At 42.5% G+C, this 24,970-nt stretch carries 17 protein-coding genes and 1 pseudogene; 7 read left to right on the top strand and 11 right to left on the bottom strand.

Going from position 1 to position 24,970, the window contains the following annotated elements; genetic code table 11:
* Positions 1-7 precede the first annotated feature (7 nt).
* From M0N77_RS00915 to M0N77_RS00895, 5 genes are all read right to left on the bottom strand, one after another.
* Entirely contained in the window at positions 8-1,570 is a 1,563-nt protein-coding gene (locus M0N77_RS00915) for a DUF1513 domain-containing protein (RefSeq protein ID WP_353102679.1), read from the bottom strand.
* Positions 1,571-1,676: 106 nt separating this feature from the next.
* A complete protein-coding gene (locus M0N77_RS00910; RefSeq protein ID WP_353102677.1) occupies positions 1,677-2,813 on the bottom strand; it encodes an imelysin family protein in 1,137 nt (378 codons plus the stop codon).
* An 86-nt stretch (positions 2,814-2,899) separates the two neighbouring features.
* Positions 2,900-4,441 carry a di-heme oxidoredictase family protein gene (locus M0N77_RS00905; protein WP_371834207.1) on the bottom strand — a complete coding sequence of 514 codons (1,542 nt, stop codon included), beginning with the start codon at positions 4,439-4,441 and terminating at the stop codon, positions 2,900-2,902.
* Between the two features lie 325 nt (positions 4,442-4,766).
* The gene (locus M0N77_RS00900) at positions 4,767-6,212 is read right to left on the bottom strand and encodes an imelysin family protein (RefSeq protein WP_353102673.1); all 1,446 of its coding nucleotides are present in this window, start codon (positions 6,210-6,212) and stop codon (positions 4,767-4,769) included.
* Between the two features lie 251 nt (positions 6,213-6,463).
* Positions 6,464-7,120 (bottom strand): OmpA family protein, encoded by a 657-nt coding sequence (locus M0N77_RS00895; RefSeq protein WP_353102671.1) that lies wholly within the window; start codon positions 7,118-7,120, stop codon positions 6,464-6,466.
* A gap of 553 nt (positions 7,121-7,673) precedes the next feature.
* Here M0N77_RS00895 and M0N77_RS00890 point away from each other — a divergent pair.
* The 5 genes from M0N77_RS00890 (at position 7,674) to minE (ending at position 12,162) form a co-directional block, all read left to right on the top strand.
* Entirely contained in the window at positions 7,674-8,630 is a 957-nt protein-coding gene (locus tag M0N77_RS00890; RefSeq protein WP_353102669.1) for an acyltransferase, read from the top strand.
* Between the two features lie 2 nt (positions 8,631-8,632).
* Positions 8,633-9,682 carry a hypothetical protein gene (locus tag M0N77_RS00885; RefSeq protein WP_353102667.1) on the top strand — a complete coding sequence of 350 codons (1,050 nt, stop codon included), beginning with the start codon at positions 8,633-8,635 and terminating at the stop codon, positions 9,680-9,682.
* Between the two features lie 161 nt (positions 9,683-9,843).
* On the top strand, positions 9,844-10,671 hold the full coding sequence (gene minC / locus M0N77_RS00880; RefSeq protein ID WP_353102665.1) for a septum site-determining protein MinC: 828 nt from the start codon (positions 9,844-9,846) through the stop codon (positions 10,669-10,671).
* A gap of 385 nt (positions 10,672-11,056) precedes the next feature.
* Positions 11,057-11,869 (top strand): septum site-determining protein MinD, encoded by an 813-nt coding sequence (minD, locus tag M0N77_RS00875; protein ID WP_353102663.1) that lies wholly within the window; start codon positions 11,057-11,059, stop codon positions 11,867-11,869.
* Between the two features lie 2 nt (positions 11,870-11,871).
* A complete protein-coding gene (gene minE, locus M0N77_RS00870; RefSeq protein ID WP_353102661.1) occupies positions 11,872-12,162 on the top strand; it encodes a cell division topological specificity factor MinE in 291 nt (96 codons plus the stop codon).
* Positions 12,163-12,372: 210 nt separating this feature from the next.
* On the opposite strand, the gene M0N77_RS00865 is transcribed toward minE, so the two are convergent.
* The 6 genes and pseudogenes from M0N77_RS00865 to pilG form a co-directional block, all read right to left on the bottom strand.
* A complete protein-coding gene (locus tag M0N77_RS00865) occupies positions 12,373-12,936 on the bottom strand; it encodes a hypothetical protein (protein ID WP_353102659.1) in 564 nt (187 codons plus the stop codon).
* Positions 12,937-13,011: 75 nt separating this feature from the next.
* Positions 13,012-19,008, bottom strand: a complete 5,997-nt coding sequence (locus M0N77_RS00860; protein WP_353102657.1) for an Hpt domain-containing protein — start codon at positions 19,006-19,008, stop codon at positions 13,012-13,014.
* A 108-nt stretch (positions 19,009-19,116) separates the two neighbouring features.
* Positions 19,117-20,166: pseudogene (locus M0N77_RS00855) on the bottom strand (methyl-accepting chemotaxis protein); the annotation flags it as partial.
* Between the two features lie 480 nt (positions 20,167-20,646).
* Positions 20,647-21,177, bottom strand: a complete 531-nt coding sequence (locus M0N77_RS00850; protein WP_353102655.1) for a chemotaxis protein CheW — start codon at positions 21,175-21,177, stop codon at positions 20,647-20,649.
* A 3-nt stretch (positions 21,178-21,180) separates the two neighbouring features.
* Entirely contained in the window at positions 21,181-21,543 is a 363-nt protein-coding gene (locus M0N77_RS00845; protein ID WP_353102653.1) for a response regulator, read from the bottom strand.
* Between the two features lie 117 nt (positions 21,544-21,660).
* Positions 21,661-22,038: a twitching motility response regulator PilG gene (pilG, locus tag M0N77_RS00840; RefSeq protein ID WP_353102651.1), complete on the bottom strand. Its 378-nt coding sequence runs from the start codon at positions 22,036-22,038 to the stop codon at positions 21,661-21,663.
* A 375-nt stretch (positions 22,039-22,413) separates the two neighbouring features.
* On the opposite strand from pilG, the gene M0N77_RS00835 reads away from it, so the two are divergent.
* The gene (locus tag M0N77_RS00835) at positions 22,414-23,757 is read left to right on the top strand and encodes an HlyD family efflux transporter periplasmic adaptor subunit (protein WP_353102649.1); all 1,344 of its coding nucleotides are present in this window, start codon (positions 22,414-22,416) and stop codon (positions 23,755-23,757) included.
* Positions 23,758-24,235: 478 nt separating this feature from the next.
* Entirely contained in the window at positions 24,236-24,958 is a 723-nt protein-coding gene (locus M0N77_RS00830) for a response regulator transcription factor (protein ID WP_353102647.1), read from the top strand.
* The last annotated feature ends 12 nt before the right edge of the window (positions 24,959-24,970 follow it).

The raw sequence follows: 24,970 nt of genomic DNA, 5'->3' as shown, positions 1-24,970 counted from the left end.
AAGCTCATCAAAGCGCCTGCAAATGATTGTCAAAAGACATTTTATGCGTTTTGCTATCGCTATAAATAATTGGGTTTTTCTCCATATTAGAGCTATAAGCCATTGAGCTATTAGCGTACAAAGCAGTCAGCTGCCCTTGCCCGTCACTAACGATAAAGCCACTGAGCTTATCATTTGAGTAGCTCGCGTCATTGGCGCTCTCCGCCATACTTATAGGCGTTTTTAATTTATGCAGGCTGTTTTTGTCACTGACAGTCATGACTGACGCTCCAGCGCAATCAGGTAAAGTTATGGAATCGATAAGTTTATAAGTGGTTAAGTCATAAATCGCCGCGCAGCCACCGATAGGAGTCGTGACACAAAGCAGATTACGCTCGTTATCGACCGCCATGCTAGCAATATACTGATGGAAGCGTTGCCATTGATTATTAGGCATAATTAGCGGGGTAAATGCTTTATCGCCGCGTTGATGAGTCAGCACTAACGGCACATTGATATGTTTCTCGCCTTGGAACTGAATGCCAATCATCACCGTACTATTATCATGTATGGCTAGATGACGAATACTCATCTGATTGTGCTCAGGCGTTATTTGTTCTAGTAGCTCGCCTGTATGCCGATTAATATAGACCAGTGAGGGGCGCATACTATCTAAGTTCAGCTCCTCGCGTGAGGCTTGCTCGGTCTTAATACCGCCATTTGCAACGATCAAAGTCTCGCTGTCAGGATGCATAATCAGCTCGTGCGGGCCGATCCCATAGGAGTCAAATTCAGCAATTTTTTGATAATCATTAATAGCGTCATAAATACCGACTTTACCATCCAAACTAACGGTATCGTTTTCAGTGACGTACAATTTTGAGCCATCTAAACTGTAGCAGGCATGACCATAAAAATGACGCTCTGACGCCGCTTTGATAGCATGCTTTACCTCACCAGTAGCGGTATCTAATACCCAAAAGCGCGCGCTTGGGCGGCGACCCATCACCACTACATGACGCGATTGAACACTTTTAGAATTATTATCGATAGGCTGTACCACGATGTCATGGACGCGCTCGGGCATAGTGGTTTGCCAAACCAGCTGCCGATCAGCATCGATACCAACAACGCCAAAATCGTTTTGGTCTGTGCTTTGGTCTATATAGTCACTATGGGTAGGTAACCCTTTAGGCATAGCGGCCACCCCACTTACCCAGCAGACTGGGCGCGGCAGTATAGTGGTGGTATGCAGCGCTGCTAAATTGGAGCTGGTAGCGGTAGTCGCTGCAACATCGCCCTCAAAACTCTTTTCGTTGTAGTGTAGATAAGCGTGCTTGGCCTGCTGATAGCTGTGCTGCAAGCGCGGTAGGGTTGCCGTTGATAGCGAGCCTAATTGCGCATTAACGCCAGTCAAATAGTCATACAAACGCGCTTGGGGCTGCTGCTTTTTACGATAGTAATGGTGAATACCTACTAAAGCGGCCGTAGCCGTTATCGTAGCTGACATAGTACCTAGCAGGCCACTTGCTAAACTAGCTGCTGTGTTCTCTGGCACTGATAGACTTTTAGACTCTTTATAATTATCCATCGCGTTAAACCCTTATAACTAGCATTACCAACATGACTACTAACTGTACTATTTACTATTAAGCAAAGTACTATCGATCAAAGTACTATCGATCAAAAAATAACCGCTAATCGCCATCGGTACTATTAAAACCCACCCGAATGCCAAGCGTTGGAATCAGTTGTCGTTTGATGACTCGCGTGATTTTAGCTAATTGCTCAAGCAGCTGCTGTTGCTCAGCTTTATCCGCTTGCGTGATATCTTCTGGCATTTGCGCTAATAAGGTGGTGGCCTCTGCCAACGCAGTCGATAGCTCATCGCCGACTTGACTCTCTGCGTTACTATTCAAGATAGCGCTCAATACTGGATCAGTCAGCGCTTTATTCAGCGTAGCTAGCTTGGCATTGATGATCGCACGGCTCTGGCCAGCGGTAGCGGCAGGTACGTGGCCTTTGGCTTTACCGCTCAGTCCTAAGGGCTGATCAATAGCGCTTGATTTCATAGTCTCAATGAGTGATAGCAACGAGTTGAACCATTGGTTTAGGCCTTGATCGCTCTCGGCTGTTTTGTCGATAGCCAATAGCTCGGTGGCATTACTTTTCCAGTTATTTTCAATCGATTTTAGACGATCAGCCAAAGCGCTACTGGCACTCATGACATAAGCACACTGCCCAGCATCAAGACTTTCATTCGCGTATAAAGCTTCTTCTAGACCAGGAACTCCTTGTACAATAGCGCTCTCGTCAGCGAGCTGCTCTTTGGTTAGCTTAGGATTAGCCGCTATCAGATCCGCAACGCCGCCATGAACTAAACCGCGCTCATCAGGATAATAATTGATATACAAGTTGCTCATACTCATCGTAGCCGGGCCAAAATTTATCATCTCAGCGCTAGCCCATGCTTGCGCCAACACTAGCCACTGCTCACGTAGCTGTTGCAGCTCTTCCCCCGTGACTGGCGCTTGCTGGCAGTGATTTTGAGCCAAGTCGTGCAAGATAGTGCTTTGCTTAGCAGCATCAGCATAAGCTGGAATGACGATTTCATTAGCCACATGGGTTAGATAAGTGCTTTCGGTCTCAGCGCTTATCTCTACCGGGGTGATTTGCTCTGTAGTAGTATTAGCGGGTACTGCAGTATCTTGCGGCGCTACTTCTTGAGTGTCGTTATCAGGCACTTTGTTTTCTTCGGCAGGCTTGACGCAGCTGATAAGGATGCCAGCACTCAAAGCGGATAGTGCCATAGCTAAAGCAGGGTTTATTCTCATAGATTTCTCGGTAAGTTTTACTCAATTTATTAAGTTAATAATCAAAGATAAATGTAAATTTTAAAGATAAGATAATCCTTTTATCGCTATAGCGATTTTAGAAAGGCATTGAGCTCAGCTCGGCCTTGTTTATCAAGCTTTAATACTTTTTGTTGTTGTTTTTGTGCCTCGCCGCCATGCCAAAGCACCGCTTCCATCAAGGTACGCGCGCGCCCATCATGCAAAAACGTCGCTTGCGGATCGACCGTTTGGGCCAGCCCTATACCCCACAATGCTGGAGTACGCCACTGATAAGAATTGGCTAGAAACTCAACTTGCGCGCTTTTGGGTGGCAGCTTGCCAGCGATAGTCCGATCGGCTAAGTCATCGCCCATATCATGAAGCAATAAATCGGTATAAGGATAAATCACTTGGCCATGCTGCTCAAGATGATCATCATCAGTTTTTGGTAACTGATATCTAGGCGTATGACAGCTTTGACAACCCATATCATAAAAGCGCTTTTTACCAGCGAGTACCAGCTCATTATCCGCATCACGGCGATGCGGTACCGCTAAATTACGGGTATAAAACTCAACAAATTTAGCAACTTCGTCACTGACTTCAACGGGCGACTTGCCATCACCTTGATTATCAGCGCCCGTAGTAGCGTTAAGACAAGCGGTTTGTAGCGGCGTGCAAGACTCAACCGGACGAATTCTTGAAGTCAGCCCCATATCTTCATTAAAAGCGCTTTGGTTTTGAGTCAATAGCTTGGTTTGCCCTGCTTTCCAACCGAAGCGGCCAAGGGCTGTTTTGCCAGTCTGTGGATCCATCACCCAGTTAAAAGTACCGCGAATACCGTCGTTATTTTTATCTTCACTATCTGCTTGAGCTTTTATATCGGCGTCCGGGATTTGCTCAAGTAGACCTAATCCTATCATCGGTAAAGCAACTCGTGGTGATACCATCATTTGCTCATCAAAATCGCCATAGCCAGGATTAGTCAACTTAAAAGTCGGCGCACGCAAAGTCTCGACATGACCGTCGGCAAAGGTGACTGGTTTATCGTTCCAAGTGACGGCTATGCGTGCTTCGGCAGGCACACCTTGAATACCTCGATCTTGCAGCTGGCCACCATACATCGGGTGGGCAACTTTTTCGATTAATGAGTTACGCAGCTGCTCGCGCTGCTCATCAGTGGTCGCTGGCATAGCTAGGCGGATCAACAAGCTATCGGCATCGTCTACACTAGTCATCGGTGCATGACCGCGGCCGTCTTTGACATGACAAGACTGACAAGCCGCAACGTTAAATAATGCACCTAGCCCATCACGGCTATCGGTGCTAGCAGGCGCGATCACCCAAGGCTGCTTAAAAAAAGCATTGCCAATAAAAAAACTACCTTTGCGAGAAGCGCTTAGATTAGACGATGGCTTAGAGTAGCTCTCACTACTAGTGATCGTCACGCCTGTATCACCACCTTGCTTAATCTCTTGCGGATCAAAGGTAGCTAAAGTCTGCATTGGCACGCCTGCCAAGCTCTCTATAGTTTTGGTACGCTCAGCCGATAACGCTGAGTCGGCTATAGCATCGTTATCTGTGGCATTTTGATTAGGCTGGCAGGCTGCTAACGTTAAAGCGGCCATCAAGCTTACTACTATAGCTGGTGATACTTTATTGAGTGGAAGGGAGATGGTGCTCATAACGTGACCTTATCTGCTAACACTCCATAGAGGAGTATGTGTGATATAGAACGTCTAATCTCAAACCCTTAGCGGGGACAAGTTAAAATAATTAAATAAAAAAAGCACGCTACTAATAGTCATTAGCAACGTGCCTGTTGTATAAATAGTAATGTGCAGTATAACAAGATTAAGGCGTTATGAAAATAATTCTCATTCAATAATAACGACTCAGCAGCTATATTTTTGAGCTCAATTGCAAGTTAGCTGTCAAGTGATACTCACTTTACTAAAACTGCGAACCTGCATCAGCATCTAGATTATCGATACCAACTGCTTTGGCCGCGTTCTCAATACCAGCGGTTAGCTCTTGTAGACTATTGATACCATTTTCAATCCAGCCGCGGCGCTTATTTTGCTCTTCAGCGGTTAGACCCTGCTTGGTGGCCTGACCCACTGTAGCAATCATCTGATCGACTTTGATACCTTCTTTTTCGCCCTTTTCAACTACCACATTGAATGCATCTTCAACGCGTTTAAAATCAGCGGTTAGCTTATCAGCGGCAGGCTTATTATTAGTATCAATTAGGTATTGCTTAATGCCATAACCGCCAACATTATCGCCCGCCACGGTTTTATAGCTACCATTAAAGACGTTTTGGATACCCCGAGCATTATTAGCATAGCTAAGATGCGTCAAATCGCTGAAACACTCATGCTCATCTTCGGTAGAACCGGTCACAAAAGCGACCTGCATACGCTCAGATGCCAGCTCACCAAGAGCTAAGCTCCCCATTTGATACATGATTTGACGTAAAGCGTTTTTATCTCGGCGCTCTAATAAATCGCTACGTAAAGTGTTTTCGCTATCCGTTTGCCACTGCGCTTCCATCGCGGTCAAATCATCGACCAATAACTCAGTAGCCGCTTTTAAATACTGGCCACGGCGCTCGCATACCTTTGTATCAGTATTGACGGTATCGCCACTAGTGCATTGACCTTCGGTAGTCATATAGTCACTAACCGGACGATTGCCAGCCCCTTCGCCGACACCATTGGTATCTTGACCCCATAATAAAAACTCAATCGCGTGATAGCCCGTAGTAACGTTAGCTTCGCTGCCACCGATTTCACTCATCTGGGCTAATAACTCAGGGGTAATAGTGCTAGTGTCTTGGTTTAAGCTGCCAACCGTAATGCTATTACTATTAATGATATTATTTTTACTATTGTATTCGCCTTCATAGTCGTCACTAACATAATCGATTAGCGCCTCATCAAGCGGCCAAGCATTAACCTGACCTTCCCAGCCATCGACGCTACCTACCTCACGCTTATCGTTAGCAGTAACAAAACCTTCATCAAAACGAAAAACCTCTGTTTGTGAATAAGGCTGACGCGCCGCTTTATAAGCCGCTTTTGCTGCTTCAAGATTGGCCTCAGTTGGCTCATCGACATAAGTATTGACCGCAGCCTGTAGCTTTTTGGCCTCTTCTAACGAGTCTTTGTAAGCGGCGTGCGCCATATCTGCATAACTCAATAACAATCTATCCAGATTAGCTTGCTCGGCAGTTGCGCTCTGAGCGCTTTGACTATCTTGTGTTTGCGCTGAGGTATCAGCAGTAGCGACTTCCTCGTTTTGCTTGGTACAGCCTGATATCGTTAGCATTGCTGCCAGAGTCGCCGCTAAAGTAGTGGGCAGAATTCTACGGCTCGTAGCGGTTTTGATAATCATGAGCATCCTTAATAAAGTATAAATGGGATAAAAAGTAAAAAATTGTCTTTGCGAATTATAGTGTTATTGATAACTATTATCAAATGGTAATTTATACAATCATTATCAGTGGCTACTTATTTTATCTATCTGGTCAAACCTCAAATAAGCGGCTAAACCTACTTATAAAACCAAAAAAAGCCAACATAGCGTTGGCTTCTTTAAATAATTAATCTATCTGTTAATAAAATGCTACTACTTTAAGTCAATGATTAGTTGACGCTTTGTGGAGAGTTAATAGTTAGCTCAACACGGCGGTTTTGTTGACGACCATAATCAGTATCATTAGTAGCGATTGGACGCGACTCACCGTAAGCTACCACGTTGATACGGTTAGAAGCGACACCGCGAGCACTTAAATAGTTCGCTACTGAATAAGCGCGATCTTTTGAGAGACCCATGTTATAAGAAGCTGCGCCTCGGCTATCCGTGTGACCTGCGATATTGACGGTTGTCTTGTTATATTGGTTCATAGTCGCCGCTAATTTATCAAGCGTTGGCTTGAAAGACGAGCTCAAAGTAGCATCATCAAATGCAAAGGTGATGTTACCTGGCATAACTAAATCAATGTTACCAGTAGTTGGGTTTTGCTCAACAGTAACGCCCGTTCCAGCCATTTGCTGCTCAAGCTGCTTGGCTTGACGCTCCATATAATAGCCCACACCTGCACCTAATGCAGCACCAATAGCCGCGTCACGGCCTGTTTTTTCGCCACCGGTAGCTTTTGAGATAACCGCGCCGCCTGTCGCCCCTGCTAAGGTGCCAAGAGCCGTTTTATTCAAACGCTGTTGCCCCGTGTTAGGATCGGTAGTACAACCGCTAAGGGCTAGGCCTGATGCTACTGCTACAATCATAAGTTGATTACGCATAAATATATCCTCTCAAGTTAAATGAATTATCTTATATAATTTTAGTAAAAAAAGATGCTATTTTATTTAAATGCTAACTTCTATAATCCAAAATAAGCTTTAACTTAAAAACGTCTCTTATTCAGATAAACTAAAAGCTTAACTACGATAAAAATAAAAAAATAGCTTATTGGTTTTTAGCTTTGTTTATTGCTTTAGTTACCGCGATTACTTTATATTCGCTACTATTATGAATGGCTAAGTCTGACTATGTGTAATATTTTGTCATACCTCTGTACAAAATCTGCATAAATTGTCTCGCGTACCATAGCTGAGTTTTTATAAAAAATGAGAGTTAAAAGATTGAAAATGAGATAAATAGCTTATTAAATAGTCATTTTGGACAAATGCCTAGCAAGATGATGGAGCATTTATCTGACTAAAAACTATTAATTTAGTCTTATAGTTTATGTTTACACTCGTACACTGATAAAAAAACCTGCTAAAATCGAAACCCTTATTTAAAACTCTTATCTGGTAGTATTGGCTTACTATAGATATTTAAGGAAACATCATGCAGCTAGCATCGTTAATGCAAAAATTACATCAAAAAACACCGAAGCTTGGTAAGGCGGTTTCGTTAGCGACTGCTACCGGAGTGATAACGGGGACTAGCATGGCAGCGGGTCTGCCAGTATGGTTAATGGGCGCCGCTAAAGTCATTACTGGCTCAAAAGTGGCTGACAAAACCGTAATCGAGGTTACTAATCGCTGGATAAAAGCGAATAACGCTCTAATAGATAACATCCTGCCCCATAAAGACTGGCGTATTAGTTTGCCAGAAAACGTCAATACCCAAGGCAAATATCTGCTGATTAGTAATCATCAGTCTTGGGTCGATACCAGTATCGTACAATATATCAGTGAAAACCGTTTGCCACTGACGCGGTTTTTTACTAAGTTTGAGCTGATTTATATTCCCGTAATTGGACAAGCTTTTTACTTTTTGGATTTTCCGATGATGCGTCGACATTCAAAAGAAGCCATTGCCAAAAACCCAGCGCTCAAAGGCAAAGACATTGAAGAAGCTAAACGTGCCTGCGCTTTATTAAAGCACAAACCTTTTACCTTACTTAATTATTTAGAAGGCACACGCTTTACCAAAGCCAAACGCGATAGTCAGCACTCTCCTTATAAGCACTTGCTCAAACCACGCGCCGGCGGACTATCATTGGCACTCAACGCTTTAGGCGCTGATATTGAAGGGATATTGGATATGACTATCGTCTACCCTGATGGTACGCCAAATTATAGCGACTTGTGGAAAGGTAATATCAAACGCTTAGGCGTAGATGTTCGCTATATAAAGATGCCAGAGGGTTTGCTTAGTAGTATGCAAAACGGCGATTATGAAAAAGATAGCGCAGTAAAAGAGCAGTTTTTTACTTGGATTGATACTATTTGGCAGCAAAAAGACCAACTCATTACTAAGATGCTAGCTGACTTTGAGACTAATCCACAAAAGGGATAACTGTGTCCGTACCTAATACCGCTACTATGCTAGATCCTGATTCAGCATTGCCGCCCTGTAAGCCTAATCGCCTAAAACTCATTTACGATATCGTGATGCTGATTGTCATTACTATTGATTTAGTGTTAATCAGTTTTGATGCTATTTTGATGAGTAGCTTTAGTAGTAATGTGGCAGGATGGCTAGCGCTTAGTGAGGGCCTGAACTGGTATCGAGAAGAGCTACACGATCCTCTACGAACGGCTGGCGGGTTTTTTACCTTATTTTTGATTTATGAGCTGCTAGGACGCTGGGCGATTGCTATCAAACAAAAACTCTATTATCGTTGGTTTTTCTTTCCTTTTGTCCATTGGTACGAGGTGCTTGGCTGTTTTCCTCAGCTGCGAGCGCTACGCTTGTTTCGAGTGGTAGTCATCGGCCGCAGTTTGTATCAGCTTGGCTATCAAGTTTTGCCGCAGCCTTGGCTGAACCGTATCAAATTCTACATTGATCTGTTATTAGAAGAGTTATCGGATCGAGTGATTTTGACAGCTATAGATAATTATCGGCAGCAGCTGACCAATCCTGAAATGCAAAAATCGCTTATTGAGTCAACGATTGGCCGTAACCGTCAGGAGATTGAGTCAGTGCTATTAGCACTATTACGCACTCAGCTAGCGCCGCAGCTAAAAAAACTTAGTGGTCAAACTGCTAGCGACGATATTATAGCGCGTGAGGTGGGCAACGCTATCGAGGACGGCATCGCTAACACGCCAGAGCTACATCGCTTATTACGTCTGATTCCTATCGCTGGTAGTCTTATTGAATCACAGCTGCAAAGTATAGGCCACAGTATCGGACAGAATGCTGCCGCTTCGCTTAACAAGCGCTTGCTTGCTGATAAGAACTTGGACCCGCTGATGATAGCTATTGCCAAAGGTGTAGCGCAATTGGATGTTGATAATAGTGCGTTTGATGCACTGATTGCTCAAATTATCGCTGATAGTCTCACTGAATTTGAGGCGCAAATAAAAGTGCAGCAGTGGAAGCATAAAGATATGCTGAGATTTTAATAAATTTTTTGTCGATAGCGCTAATATTTATTGGCAAAGACTTGTTAATCTCTAGTGACCCTTAGTACACTGTCAACTTATCAACACCCCCTAAATAAAAAGCAGATTTTTAATTTTATCCTCCTCGATGCTTTAAGCTTAGTCTTTTAAGGATTTGTATAATGACCATGACGGATACTGATAATCAAGCATCCACCGCTGCTCCTGCGATGAATTTTTATGGCAAGATGTTGACTTTTTCACGCTTACAGCTAAATACTAATGATTTGAGTCTAGTAGAGGCGCAGTTAGCCAAAACTCATAGCAATAAAGCTAGCAATATACCGGTGATTATTGATAGTGGTGTCGAGCAAGATCTGCCTGCGTTAACTGAGCTATTGTGGTCATGGGGACTACAGCCCATCGGCGTAGTAACAGGTATCTTAGAAGAACAAGCACGGGCGCAGCGTTTGGCGATATTTCCAGCGGACGGTAAGCGTATCGAGCGTATTTTGCCGACCAAAAAATCTATAGTTAAGCCAGTAGTTTCTGACAGTGCAGAAGCTGTAACTACTGATCCTTCTATCGAAAATCAAACCGCTGTAACCAGTGCTAGCAATCAAGTAGCTGAGCTCCCCGATACTCACGAGACTTTGCTTAGCAGCGAGCATATAACCAGTTTGATTTATGATCAGATGCTACGCTCAGGCCAAAGCCTAAATCATGTTGGTGGCGATCTGATCTTAACCAATAGCATAAATAGTGGCGCTGAAGCTATCACTGATAATAGCTTACATGTTTATGGCCGTGCACAAGGACGTCTGGTAGCTGGGGCCACAGGCGATAAAGATGCGCGTATTTTTTGCCAAGTCTTCAACCCCTCTTTAGTTTCGGTAGCAGGTACTTATTGCCTACGGGATAACTTGCCTGAAGATATTATCGATAAGTCGGTACAGGTGCGTTTTGTTGAAGGAGAAGGTTTGGTCTTTACCGTTATGGATGGCAGCTGATTGTACTGGTATCATAATGCTGGTATAGCGTTAACAGTATAAATAACAGAGCCGTAATTTTTAGTAACAAAACTGCGCTATCATAAGCCTGATAATCCGCCATTATTGTCCTTTGTTTTTTATACTATTAGTAAATACTGAATTAACCTTTAGTAAAAGTCACTGGCTATAAATAATCACTAAATTATGCTAGGCTTACGAGTGCGGGCAGTGAACGGCTCATAAGTATCTACTAGGTATCTGCCTTTATTTAGCTTTGTTGGCTAGGATGAAAGTAGTTAGCGTTACCTTAAGATTTATTACTAATTTAAAATCTATCACCAAGATGTTTTATTAGAGTCAAAAATCGATTCTAACTCTCAATTATTCATAGGAGTGTGCCACTGTGGCAAAGATTGTTGTAATCACTTCAGGCAAAGGCGGCGTTGGTAAGACGACGACTAGTGCCTCTTTTTCCGCCGGCCTTGCATTACGTGGCTATAAGACAGTGGTCATTGATTTTGATGTAGGTCTGAGAAATTTGGACTTAATCATGGGCTGTGAAAACCGTATCGTTTATGATTTTGTCGATGTCATCAATGGCAATGCGCGTTTATCGCAAGCTTTGGTTAAAGATAAGCAGCTTGAGAATTTATATATCTTGCCGGCTAGTCAAACCCGTGACAAAGATGCGCTTACTGATGAAGGCGTAGCTGAAGTTATGGCTGAGCTATCTAAGCAGTTTGATTATATTATCTGCGACTCTCCTGCTGGTATCGAGCGCGGCGCTCAACTGGCTATGTACCATGCTGATGAAGCTATTATCGTTACCAACCCTGAGATCTCCTCAGTCCGCGACTCTGATCGTATCATCGGTATATTACAAAGCCGCACTAAAAAGGTGGAAGATAACCAAGGCTCAGTGCGTGAGCATCTGGTGATCAGTCGCTATAATGCTGAGCGCGCCGCCGCTAATGAGATGATGGATATCGATACTATCTCAAACGATATTCTAAAAGTGCCATTACTTGGCGTCATTCCTGAAAGTCATTCTGTGCTTGAAGCTTCCAACCATGGCGAACCGGTTATCCATTATACCGATTCGGTAGCAGGTCAATGTTATGACGATATTGTTGCTCGATTCTTGGGTGAAGAGCGTCCCCTTCGTCATATTGACGTGAAGAAAAAGAGTTTACTACAGCGCTGGTTTGGAGGTTAGGAATGAGTAAGAAAAAAGGATTTTGGAGTAGTCTGTTTGGTACTGACGATGGCCGTAGCGCCGGTAGCGCTAATATGGCTACTGAACGTCTAAAAGTGATTGTCGCTAGTGAAAATCGACTAAATAATCGCTTAACAGCCGATCGTATCGAAAAGATGAAACGTGAGATATTAGAAGTAGTCAATAAGTATGTCAATGGCGTACAGATTGATGATGTTAATATCAATCATCGCTCTGAGGACAGTCTTGATGTGTTAGAGATGAACATCAACTTACCTGAGCATAAACGCTAATTGGTTTAGCTACCGACTACTTTCAGCACTTTGGTATTAATAGTATATTATGAGTTATAAAAAGCCCCTAAATAGATATATTTAGGGGCTTTTTGAGCTTTATGATGTTCGCTAAAGCTTTATTGTTTATTTATAAGTGTTGTTTATAGTTGTTATCGATATCTACTATCAATAGCTACTATTGATAACTACTGTCTTTAAAAAATAAAACTAGGCTTGAGTCTCGTTAATGAGCTGATGAACGATTTTATCTAAATCTGGCACCATATATACCGTTTCATTGATTAAGATCGTTTGGAACAAGTACGAGCTGAGCTGATCTTCACTAACGACTTCTGCATCAAGATCGGTATTAGTATTAGTATTAGTAGTATTAGCGTCACTATCGTTGATTAGACTCTGCGTTGTAGTGCGGTATTTTTTTGGCAATTCACAATCTTGAACCTCTGAGATACTAACCTCAATCTCACGGCTTTGACCTTTAGTTTTTAGCGCTAAGCGCTGCTCGACACTATTACCTTCTAATATAAAGACGCTATTTGCCAGCTGATCTGTTGGTAATAAACGAAAAACCGCCACTGGTTGCTGTTGCCATAAGTAAAATTTTGCTTTATCAACGTCTTGGCGGCTATCTTCTATGCTATCTAATATTAGCGAGCTTGGTACAATCCAATCTGGCTGATTGATCGCTGGAATAATAGTAGCTTTGAGCATACCGTTAGCCGCAGTCAATAAGCTAACCGCTTCAAACGCATGTTTCTTAATCTGATTCATAGACTGCTCACCGTAATTAAAAGTACTCTGCTAATAAGAGATGACCATAACGTTATTTGATGAAACGCTTAATCTTTATGCTTTTTGTTCAATATCTAGTTGGATATCCAATAAAGCTTGAATTTTTTCTAGTAGCTCGTTTTCTTGGAAAGGCTTACCCATATAATCGTTAACCCCAGTCTCAAACGCCCGCGTACGATGCTTATCACCCGTGCGTGAAGTAATCATGATAATTGGGATTTGTTGTAAGCGCTGATTATTACGGACTTGCGCGGCTACCTCAAAACCATCCATACGCGGCATCTCGATATCGAGTAATATCAGATCGGGCGTTGACTCTTGTAAAATCTCCATGGCATCAACCCCGTCTTTTGCGACCACAGCATTAAGACCTTGACGCTCTAAGAAACGAGACGTCACCTTGCGTACTGTCACCGAATCATCAACCACTAAGATTGTAGGTTTGCGCTCTAATGCAGCGCTAGTCTTAGCTTCAACCGCTTTGGCAGGCGATACTGTTTTGAGCGTTGATTGACGTAACAGCGCGATGATATCTAGTATCAGCATCACTGAGCCATCACCCATAATCGTAGCCGCCGAGATGCCCGCTAAATGTGATAGCTGCTGACCCATAGGCTTAACTACTACTTCGATACGCGATCCGGCGATTTGATCGACTTGCAGAGCTAGATTTTGACCTGAGCTATTTTTTACGATAATCACCGGTAAGCTGATGTTAGTATTCATCATTAGCTCATTGAACTTGCTACCTGATATCAAGTCGTTTAGATAGCGAACTCGATAAGCTTTACCTTCAATCTGCATAGTAGCCTCAGCAGATTGATAATAGTTATACAATTCCTCCGGACTAACCCGCACGACTCGCTCAATCTGAATCAAAGGAATAGCATATTGGCGATCCGCTACTCTTACTACTAACGCATCAGATACCGCTACTTTTAGCGGTATGCGCATGGTGACGCGTGTGCCTACTCCCACCTCAGAGTTGACCAATACCGAACCACCTAATTGGCGAACCTCGCTAGCCACTACGTCCATACCAACGCCGCGTCCTGATATTTGCGTGACGTTGTTGGAGGTGGTTATACCTGCATTAAAGACGTACTGCATAATCTCTAAATCAGTATATTGGTACTCATTTGAGTTTATCAGCCCTTGCGCAATAGCTTTTTCACGTACTTTGTTAATATCAATCCCGCGGCCATCATCACTGAGGTGAATGACTACCTCACTGCCCTCGCGTAATACCTCCAAAACTATATGACCACTACGCTCCTTGCCTGCTGCTAACCGCTCTTGCGAGCTCTCAATGCCATGATCCACCGCATTACGTAGCATATGCTCTAAAGGTGAGGTGATACGCTCCAAGATTGTCCTATCCAGCTCATCATCAGCGGTGATAATACTCAAATCTACCGACTTATTAAGCTCATTGGCAGTTTGACGTACGATTAAGTCCAAACGAGGTTTTAGGCGTAAGAACGGTATCATTCTTGAGTTCATTAGCCCGTCTTGAAGCTCCGTTTGAGTACGTGACAGCTGCAATAGTAAGTTTTCGTTATCGCGTGTTTTTTCGAGCAAAGTATTATTAATATCGCTTAGATCTGAAGCGGACTCTGTCAATGATTTGGACAGCTGGTTTAAAGAGGAGTATTGATCCATCTCTAGCGGATCAAAATCATCAGACTCCATCAGTTTTTCATCAATTTGCGATAAAATCTGCGCCTCAAGCTCAATCTCCATACGGCGAAGCTGATCTGTGAGACGCTGTACAGTGACACTCATCTCGCCAAGACTACTAGTAAGGCTACTCATGCCCATATCGATACGTGCACGGTTGATAGCTGACTCACCCGATAGATTGATCATATGCTCAACGAGGCTACCAGATATACGTATCATCTCATCGCTGTTATCTATACTGCGCTCAGGCTCAGCGAAACTGCCTGTCATAGTCGGCATTTGACTAATATCTATATCGCCGCGCACCGCTACTTGCTGGGCTTGTACGCTTAGAATGACGCTAATCTGGCTTTGTAATGACTCAATAGGTACGTGTCTGGCCGAGACATTATCTCTGCTAAAATCTTGCAACGCTTTGATAAGCGCTGTTGGCATAGTAGGGTTGACTCGATGCTTTAAGATAAAGACTGCATCTGTCAGCCAGTCATGACAGCTCGTTAATAGCTCAGAGATATATTGGGTAGCTGGGCGACGACCAATAGCCAAAGCCTCATAGACGCTTTCCATCTGATGCGCTAGATCGGCAATACCATTAGCCGCTATCATACGCGCGCCACCTTTTATGGTGTGTAGGTCACGCTGCAAGGTTTGTACCGCTGCAACATCGCTCATATTATTTAAGAACAGTTGCAGATATTTTTGGCTGTTCTCAACGAGCTCTTCAGCTTCCTCTAAAAACACCTCCAAGATGTCAGCATCAGGCAAGCCATTTGGCCAAGATTCTTCAATTAAAGCCGCTAAGCTCAACGTTGCCGCTTTTGCTGATGACTCATCATTGTTATAGGTACTAGCCTCTGTAGGACTCTTTAAAATAGGCAGCTTTAAGACCACTGTGTTTGGTAAGTCATCTTGTTGCTCAAGCTGTTTTAATTGCTCAATAAGCTCATAAGTCCAAAACGACTGCTGATAACGGGCGACATATTCTAGCTGTAAAGATAAGGTCTCTTGTACCATTTGCATGATACTGACCCACTGCAAGCTGACGGTTATCTTATTATCAATAAAAGACTCATACAGACTTTCAGCGGCATCGGTCAGATCCCCAATACTAACAATGCCAGCCATACGTGCGCCGCCCTTTATAGTATGCAAATGACGTTGCAATACTTTTAGGGTATCACTATTAGCAATTTGTTGACGCCACTGATTAAAGGTTTTGGCAATAGCGCTATCAAGCTCTTGCGCTTCTTCCAAAAATATCTCTAATAGCTCGACGTCAGTATTTACGACCTCTAGTTGTAGCTCTTCTACCGCAGTAGTTTTGACTGTCGCTTCAGACTCATAACGCTCTGCTGACACCTCTGTCAATGTCAGTGCTTTATCATCCGCACTACTTTCTTTGAAACTACTTTCAATGTCAGAGTGCTCAGTATCATATTCAAGACTACTTTTGATACCGTATTCGATATCAGCGCTATGACGTTGTTGATAGCTACTGAGCGCCGCTTGCAAATCCTCAAGTATAGACTGATCGACCTTGAACGACATTCTTCCTGCTAAAGAATCAAACAAAGCCACTAACTCGGTATGTTCAGCGATTAATGCTTGCTGAATATGAGAGTCCCGAGCCGCTTCAGGATGGGTGCAAAGATAACTATAGGCACTCTGTAATCCTGATAGTATTGAGGCAAATTTAGGTAACGCGGTGGTGTTTTTTGCTAAGCGTGAAATCTGATCAGCTATTTTTGTGATGTAAGCTCTTAATAATTCAGCATCAAGCTCAGCAGCTTTGTCTTCTAGCTTCCACTCTGCATCTAATAAATCGTCAATATCTAGAGCCAATAGCTGCTCTATACTTAATTCATTATCGGTTTGAGGGCTTGATTCTTCTGAATTATCTAATATCGCTTGTAGCGACTCTACATCATGCTTACTTTGAGTAGCGGGCGTAGAGGCATGGGGCTGCACACTTTGCTCGTAAGTATTTAGATAACCTTCAATTAACGCCACTGACTGAGTTAATGCTTCTATGTGCTGAGCATTCATAGGAGTATCATGCTTTTGCAAATGCTCCAAGCTTTGCTCGATAGTAGCACTTACCTCACTAATAGCAGTAAGAGCATTAGTCCCTGAGGCGGCCCGTAAAGTATGAAAAGCTCTAACAATCTCATCACTCACTGGTACATGAGGTTGATGTTGATGAGTGGTGATAAAGTCATTAATTTGTTGCAGCAGCTCTCTTGCTTCTTCGATAAATATCTCAAATATTTCGCGTTCTTCATAACTTTGTTCTGTGGCAACAATAGCGGTATCGCTTATCATATCATTGAGAGAGTAGATGGTTTTTAGCATCGCATCAGCGCTATCGACTTCATCAATAACTGCGCTATCAGCAGCATTATTATCAATGCTACTCATTAAATCGTGCGCGCTATCTATAATATTATCACTAGACGTTGTCTCGTTAGCAGCACTAGTAGCACGCGTCCATTGGCTATGCAGCGCGCTATAACTAAAGTCGTCTCCTAAGTGCTGAGCATAGGCATTTGCAGCAGCGACCCATAGGGACACGATAGCTGGATAATCATGCTCTCCTTGAGCAAAAGTATCAATCATATCAGGATAAGCGGCTAAGACATCGGCAATCAATTGCTGCATATCTACTGATGGCATTAGGCTTTTATCCAATATTTTATTGAGTATATTCTCTATTGCCCAAGCAAGCTCAGCACTATAGTTAGCGCCTACCATACGACCTGAGCCTTTTAGAGTATGAAAACCACGTCTGACATCAGTCAGGCTAGCAAAATCCGATGTATCTAGCTGCCAATGATTATACAGCGGGGTAATCTGCTCCAACACCTCATAGGCTTCTTCAATAAATATCTCTTTGATATCCGGATCAGCATCACTAGCATCCGTAGACATCGCCGCTGTCTTTTCTATAAAAGGTCTTAAAACCGCAGGTATAGATATAGGCAAAGCCTCGCTACAGTCCGCCTCAACAGGACTAGTCGTTTCTAGCTTATCCTTATCTGTAGCAGTATCGGCAGTAGCGTTTAATAACTGCTGTGATTGAAGAGCTGATTGAGAGAAGTCTGACTGCAATGCTTTTGCTTCAGTAGCATTTTCTTCGGCTTCATTATCTTTAGCTGAATTATTTTCAGTCGGCACGCCATGAAGTAGCGGCAAGCCTGACAATAAGTTATTACTCTGCAAAATAATATTAGCAGGATTTACAGCTGGGGGTTGTGAGTGACTAAAATTCTCAATCAAAATCGGTAATTGCTCAAGCGCCTGCGCAACTAAAGCTATAAGCTCATCATTGACGGCTAAAGACTTGTTTAATACATGAATAAGTAAGTTTTCTATAGCCCAAGCCATCTCACTGATACTAAAAGCGCCAATCAAGCGCCCTGAGCCTTTGAGGTTATAAAAGTTACGATGGACATCTGTCACTAGCGCTAAATCTTGAGTCTCTTGTTGCCAAACGGGCCATATCTTTGCTAATTCGTCTAGGCTTTCTGTCGCTTCTTCAATAAATATCTGGCGGATATCTTCGCTCATATCAAAGACATCCGGCTTAGCTTGAGCTTGTGCCGTTTGCCACGCATCAGTAGAGTCCACTTCGCCGCTATCGTCATAACGTACGACATCGTTAGTATGAGACTTTACGCTACCTTTATCACGGGCTATAGCTATCTTTTTGGATAACTCACTAATTAATGTCCCTGTAGGCTCATCTAAAGTGGACAAGGTCGTAATAGTAATATAAATATCTATCAATAACTTATCGACAAAATAACACTCTAAAGCTTGTGGTGTTTCTATATCGTCAGAGTCTTGCTCCGCTAAGTTAGAGTCTTGCGGCTTTAAGGAGTGCTTATAGCTTGCCTCAAGCAATCGATCTAGATCTGACAATAGCGCCACATAGCTCATCGGTTTTGGCAAAGGATTATGGGCCAGATTATGTAGCCAAAGCTCAGCTAGATACCATAAACGCTGTTGTTTATCAGCTTGATTGTCCTGCGATAAGTCTATAGCTTGCCATAGATAATGGCAGGATTTTTTTAGAGCTGATAAGATCGCTGGCTGGTTGCTATTATGCTCTAAGAGCTGCTGGACTTGCTGACGCCATCCTACCAATAGTTTTTTATAGTGCTGAGATTGTAAAGACTCAGTTGCCACATAGTGAGGCAAATAATCAGCTTCAGTTAGACAAAGACTGATGGTCTTATACAGCTCGATTATAGGCTCAATAGTAGTCTCTGAACCGCTTTGCCAGCCTTTAGAGAACTTTGATAATTGCTCTTTAGATAAAGGCGACAACAATCTTAATATCTCGATATCATTAGGCTGGTTTTTCATGGCGAGTTCCAAATCGTTTATATTTCGATTTTATTAAATATGAGCTTATTGAAGATAGTAAATAAGAGACTAGTATTAGGTACCATAATGGTACTCATCAGTAGTTTATTAAATAATTTCTTCAATATCTCCAGAATCCTCTTCATCATTAGAGACTTTAAAACCAGTTACCGATTGCTGCAAGGCGGCTGCCATCTCGTTTAGCTCACCAACCGAGCGCGCAGTTGCCATGGTACCCGATGAGGTTTGCGAGGTGATATCTTGAATAATGGTCATAGTGTTAGAGATGTGACCGGCAGAAGCAGCCTGTTGCTGCGCTGTTTTTGAGATACTCTCGATTAGATTGGCCAGGGTATTAGAGACTTTTTGCACCTCTTCTAGTGCTTCACCTGCATCTTTTGCTAAGCGCGCACCGCGGACTACCTCAGAGGTTGTTGACTCCATTGAAGTTACCGCTTCACTAGTATCAGCCTGAATGGTTTTTACCAGAGTCTTAATCTGCTTGGTGGCATTTGCTGAGCGCTCTGCTAGACGCTGTACTTCGTCAGCAACGACAGCGAAGCCTCGACCTGCCTCCCCTGCCATTGATGCCTGAATAGCTGCGTTCAATGCCAAAACGTTGGTTTGATCAGCAATATCGTTAATCAAACTAACGATATCGCCAATCTCTTGTGAGGACTCGCCCAAGCGCTTGATACGCTTTGAGGTTTCTTGAATCTGATCGCGGATAACGTTCATACCTTCAATCGAACGCTGTACGACTTCAGCGCCATTATAGGCAATGGCAACCGAGCGCTGGGCTACGTTTGCTGATTCAGCAGCATTATTGGAGACCTGATCAATTGAGATGGTCATCTCATTAATAGCTTTGGAGACGCTAGCAATCTCTTGAGCTTGATTGTCAGAGGCCTCAACCAGCTCTACGGCGTTGACCTGAGTTTGTTCAGTGGAGCTAGATACTCTATCTGCGGTCTCGTTAATGACTAGTACCAACTCGCGTAACTGCTCAATAGCAAAGTTAACGGAGTCGGCAATAGCGCCGGTAAAATCTTCTGATACTGTCGCATTAACCGTCAAATCACCATCGGCCAAATCTGCTAGCTCATCAAGCAAGCGCAAAATGGCCATCTGGTTACGCTCATTCTCTTCTTGGATTTGACTAGAGCGCTCTGACTCAATGTTTGCCTCTTGGCGGCGACGCAAGGTTTCTTGTTCAATCAGCAAGCGCTCGTTACTACCGCGATGCTTGATAAGCTGTGACAAGGCATAAGCTATGGCAACTAATCCTAGCAAAAATATTATGCCAGGCAAGACTATAAGCTGATTAAATTCGCCTATACTCCCACTTATTGATAATAGTGAGCTGATTAGCCATGCCAAGCAAGCAAAGCTTACTAAGGCAAAAATGGTTAATAAAACTCTCCACATGCTGGCCGCATCTTTAACAGCTGGTGCTTGATTATTGACACCAGTACTAGGGCTTTTTATAACATCGCTCATCGTGCTTATTCCTTTCAAACAGTGGTCAGAGTTTTACTATTACTGAATTTGCTAGTTACTTTTATAGCCGATAATTTATTCATTGTTATAGCTACTGCTTTTCAATCTAGCTATCTTCAATCCATCTTTATACCAAGCTTATATTGCAGCATCTATATAGCGTTTATCTTGCGCTAATAAACTTGGCATAAACACAAACCAATCCTCATTATCTTTAGAGAATTTACCATGGTTATAAGGCGCGAACGCTGAATCGCTAGGGAGCGCTTCTGCGCGATATTGGTCTTTGGTAAATTGCTCAATGCCAAACACTTTATCTACCACAAGGCCAGAAAATATGGTGTGATGGTCAATAACCAACACTTTACGGGTACTATCTTGGGTGGATGAGCTACGAATATGTAAAAACTTTGCCAAGTCGGTCAGTGGTAAAAGTCGTCCGCGTACATTGGCAATACCGAGTAACCAAGGCTGAACTAAGGGCATACTGGTATATTCTGGTATAGTGAGTATTTCAGCTACCTCTCCTAGAGGCGCAACCATACGTTGTCCGCTAATCTCAAACACTATGCCGCGCCAGTCATAATCTTTTGACCCTTGACGACCACTACGACGCGCATTCGCCAAATCGGCTAAACGTAATAGCTCAATAAACCCTCTAGAAGCCACACTCTACTCCATAACTTTACGAATAATACGCATCAGCTCAAGCTCATCAACAGGCTTGGTCAGATACTCAGTAGCCCCTTGACGCTTGCCCCATACCCGATCTGTCTCTTGACTTTTGGTACTAATGATCACTACTGGAATATGCTTAGTAGTACTATCGCGAGTAATTTTGCGAGTCGCTTGAAAGCCGTTCATTTCAGGCATGACTACATCCATCAAAATCAAATCTGGGATATGCTTAGTGGCCATCTGATAGCCTTCAATGCCATTAGCAGCCTCTAGGATTTGAAAATTGTTTTTAGCCAATATATCGCGAAATTTTGCCATCTCAGACGGCGAGTCATCAATGACCAAAACAGTTGTCATGATTTTTTCCTTTATGGTTAGTCTCTTTATTATCTAAAGCAGCCAAAATCTACAGCAGCTAAAATAGCTATTATAAAAGTGCGCTCAGTGATTAGCATAGAAAAATATAAAAAGTGTTTAACGATAACGATTGATAGCTTCAAAAAGCTCATCTTTGCTAAAAGGCTTCGTTAGATATTCATCAGAACCGACGATACGTCCTCGAGCCTTATCAAATAGACCATCTTTTGATGACAGCATAATAACGGGTTTATCGGCATAATTAGGATTATTTTTTATCAGAGCGCAAGTTTGATAGCCATCTAAACGCGGCATCATAATATCGACAAAGATAATATCTGGATTGTTATCCACAATTTTTGCTAGCGCATCAAAACCATCAATAGCGGTAATTACTTCACAACCTGCTTTTTTTAATAAGGTTTCTGCAGTGCGGCGCATGGTTTTTGAATCATCAATCACCATGACAGTTAGCCCTTCAAAATTACTTTCCATTATGATTGTCCTATAAATTTGCAGTTTACTAGCACAAGTCAATGTACTATAGCTAGCTATCGTTGTGCGCTGTTATACTCTTATTATTTTTATTAATCTCATTTATTTTAACCGCATTGCTTTCAAATTATTTATCTAAAACCAACTATTCATCGTATGACAGTGATTTAACGGCGTTATTATAGTCTTGTAAGTAATGTTACACCTATAAAACGAAAGTTATAAAGTTTTTGATAATATACTAAACAAAGCGTTGTTAGTACAAGGTTGATTTTAAATTAATAAAACCGCTTAAGTCATATTTTGTACCTTTCATATTAAAAGGTAGCTATTCTTTGACTTCAAATCTGCAACTATCTTTTTACGGTACCTAGTATGAGACGTCTTTTTTATAGAAAAAATAGCATTTTATTAATCAGCGCTTTATTACTAGTGGCTTGTCAACCGCCTAGTGATAATAGTCAATCGGCTATAGCAAAGACTAAATCTGCTGACGAAAAAGCTGATGCTGACTTATCATTTGTCATAGAGGGCGATACTATCACCTTAACATCCGATAGTATTTTGAATATCAAATCTTCACGCTATCAGCCCAGTCTTGGTCTAAAAGGTCAGATAAAGCCGCTTCAACAGTCGCGTTTTGTAAGCGCAAAAGATGTTACTGTAGAAAAAGTACTGGTGCAACAAGGCCAATGGGTAGAAAAAGGGACGCCGTTATTTATTTTACAACATCAGCCTAGCTCTGCCGATAAAGCCCCTAGTGATAAGCAAACAAAAGCTATCGCAAACCAGCAAGCGGCTGAGCTAAAGACTACTAATAGCTTATCTACAGTAGATCAGTCCAATACTAAAACTAATAATGAATACAAATCCGTAGAGAGTCCTAAAGCGCAGCTGTCAACTACTGACCCTAAACCAGTAAAAACTGATAACGATAAGGTTAGTGGCAATGCTAACACCAACGCTGAGGCTAGTACTGAGGTCAAACAAAATAGTTTAAACAGTAATGAGAATAATAAAATCAATTTAGCAAAAGACACCGCTCCATCAACTCGCTTAGAGCCTACAACGCAAGCGCCGACCTCCCAAGCAAAAATGGCTACTGTTATTGTTCGTGCCAGCTTTTCAGGCCGAGTAAAGCAATTAGCTATTAGCGATGGTGAACGAGTTCGAGCAGATAATCTACTGTTGTCTTTAGCGGATGACAGCCATTTAAAGTTTGTAGCTACGTTGCCTATTGAGGCTGAACCGCAGCTTTCTGTAGGCCAAAGCGTCAACTTTACAACTGAGAATAGTGATCATAAATATACCGGACAAGTTAGCAAACTAAGCGCTGCTAGTAATCCCAATGAATTACAGGTTCATGTGCAAGTTCTCAAAAACGATGTCAGTCGCGAAAACCAGCTGCAACCCAACCTAATGGTCACTGGCCGTGTTGATTATGGACAAATAGCGGTGGGTACTGTGGTTCCCAAAAATGCAATTCACGATGCGGATCTAACCGCGCTACAAAACCCACCTTACCAGCCTTTAGCACTGCTTAGCGCCAATGTTTGGATTATCAAACAAGACCAGCGTTTGACTCGTCAACCCGTCGAGGTCATCGAGTACGACCCAATCACTGAACAGTATCTGATTGCTGGAATTAACAACGACAGTCTTATTTGCTTGGCGGATTTACCTATCGAATCTGCTGGCAAAAAAGTGGTAATCTCTTAACCCTCTTCAACAACTGATTTAATTCAAAAATTGGCTTAAAATCTATTATCTAATAGCTACTATTGAAAGGGTTGGATAACACGCTATTTATGCGTTATTGGAGCGCTATAGCTTAGCGTTAAGCTTGATATTTATTAGCTTTATAAGGCTTATTGATAACGCAGTTACATTGTGTAGAAATATTAACAAAGCGCGTCTTGTTTGCAAAGGTGCTTATTTGGCAAACTATCACTCAGCTTTATCAGGGTTTCATTATATTAAGTGCATGACTCAGTATGTGATTCAATGTGATTCAGTGACACTGATAAATTGATAATAAGTAGCATGTCAATAAGTAGCATGATAAAGAGTAAAGATAATAAAATATAGCTTTAAAAAGATTAGAATATTTAAAAATCTCAATATAACTAACGATAATATAGCTATAACAGCAGCTGTAAGATAAGCCATTACTATAACTACTATTAGGGGATAAACTATGAGTAAACAGATTTTATTAATAGAAGATGATCCAGATCTAGCCGAACTCATCAGTGATTATTTGACGATGAATTACTATGATGTTCATCACGCTGGGCTCGGTCAAGAAGGTTTGGATATCTTAGACACCAAAGAGCGCGATATTGATCTAGTAGTGCTTGATTTGATGTTGCCTGATATGGATGGTATGCAAGTTTGTCAAAAGATTCGCGGTAATAAAAATAATATGACCAATAAAGTGCCTATTATTATGCTCACCGCCAAAGGCGATACTACTGATCGCGTATTGGGGCTCGAGATGGGCGCTGATGATTACATTGCTAAGCCCTTTGAGCCGCGTGAGCTATTGGCTCGTATTCGCGCGGTTATTCGTCGCCATGAGCAGCCAAATCAAGCCGATAGTCAATCCGATAGTTTAACCTTTGGGCGTTTGAGCGTTTTTCCTGATAGTCATGAGGTCACTATTGATGATCAGCCCGTACGGCTGACTACCCATCAGTTCCAGTTGCTACATTACTTTGCTACCCATTCAGGTAAGGTGCTCAATCGTGAGCAGTTATGGCAGGCGATGCCCAATGATGATAGCTCAGACAATATTGATCGCGCTATTGATGTGCATATCTCACGTCTACGAGCTTTAATTGAAGACAATCCTCGTCAGCCCAAACGTATCATCACCGTACGCGGTGTTGGCTATCAATTTGCCACCGATCAGGTATGATAGCGTTTTATA

This window comes from Psychrobacter sp. AH5 (genome assembly GCF_040371085.1).
In the GTDB taxonomy this organism is placed as follows: domain Bacteria; phylum Pseudomonadota; class Gammaproteobacteria; order Pseudomonadales; family Moraxellaceae; genus Psychrobacter.
Note: the sequence above shows the minus strand (reverse complement) of the source record. Positions and strands in the feature narration are given on the sequence as shown.

Bases quoted from the DNA above. Each gene is read 5' to 3' on its own strand.
- M0N77_RS00915 (WP_353102679.1), bottom strand. From the start codon at position 1,570: ATGGATAATTATAAAGAGTCTAAAAGTCTATCAGTGCCAGAGAACACA.
- M0N77_RS00910 (WP_353102677.1), bottom strand. From the start codon at position 2,813: ATGAGAATAAACCCTGCTTTAGCTATGGCACTATCCGCTTTGAGTGCT.
- M0N77_RS00905 (WP_371834207.1), bottom strand. From the start codon at position 4,441: ATGGCCGCTTTAACGTTAGCAGCCTGCCAGCCTAATCAAAATGCCACA.
- M0N77_RS00900 (WP_353102673.1), bottom strand. From the start codon at position 6,212: ATGATTATCAAAACCGCTACGAGCCGTAGAATTCTGCCCACTACTTTA.
- M0N77_RS00895 (WP_353102671.1), bottom strand. From the start codon at position 7,120: ATGCGTAATCAACTTATGATTGTAGCAGTAGCATCAGGCCTAGCCCTT.
- M0N77_RS00890 (WP_353102669.1), top strand. From the start codon at position 7,674: ATGCAGCTAGCATCGTTAATGCAAAAATTACATCAAAAAACACCGAAG.
- minC (WP_353102665.1), top strand. From the start codon at position 9,844: ATGACCATGACGGATACTGATAATCAAGCATCCACCGCTGCTCCTGCG.
- minE (WP_353102661.1), top strand. From the start codon at position 11,872: ATGAGTAAGAAAAAAGGATTTTGGAGTAGTCTGTTTGGTACTGACGAT.
- M0N77_RS00865 (WP_353102659.1), bottom strand. From the start codon at position 12,936: ATGAATCAGATTAAGAAACATGCGTTTGAAGCGGTTAGCTTATTGACT.
- M0N77_RS00860 (WP_353102657.1), bottom strand. From the start codon at position 19,008: ATGAAAAACCAGCCTAATGATATCGAGATATTAAGATTGTTGTCGCCT.
- M0N77_RS00845 (WP_353102653.1), bottom strand. From the start codon at position 21,543: ATGACAACTGTTTTGGTCATTGATGACTCGCCGTCTGAGATGGCAAAA.
- pilG (WP_353102651.1), bottom strand. From the start codon at position 22,038: ATGGAAAGTAATTTTGAAGGGCTAACTGTCATGGTGATTGATGATTCA.
- M0N77_RS00835 (WP_353102649.1), top strand. From the start codon at position 22,414: ATGAGACGTCTTTTTTATAGAAAAAATAGCATTTTATTAATCAGCGCT.
- M0N77_RS00830 (WP_353102647.1), top strand. From the start codon at position 24,236: ATGAGTAAACAGATTTTATTAATAGAAGATGATCCAGATCTAGCCGAA.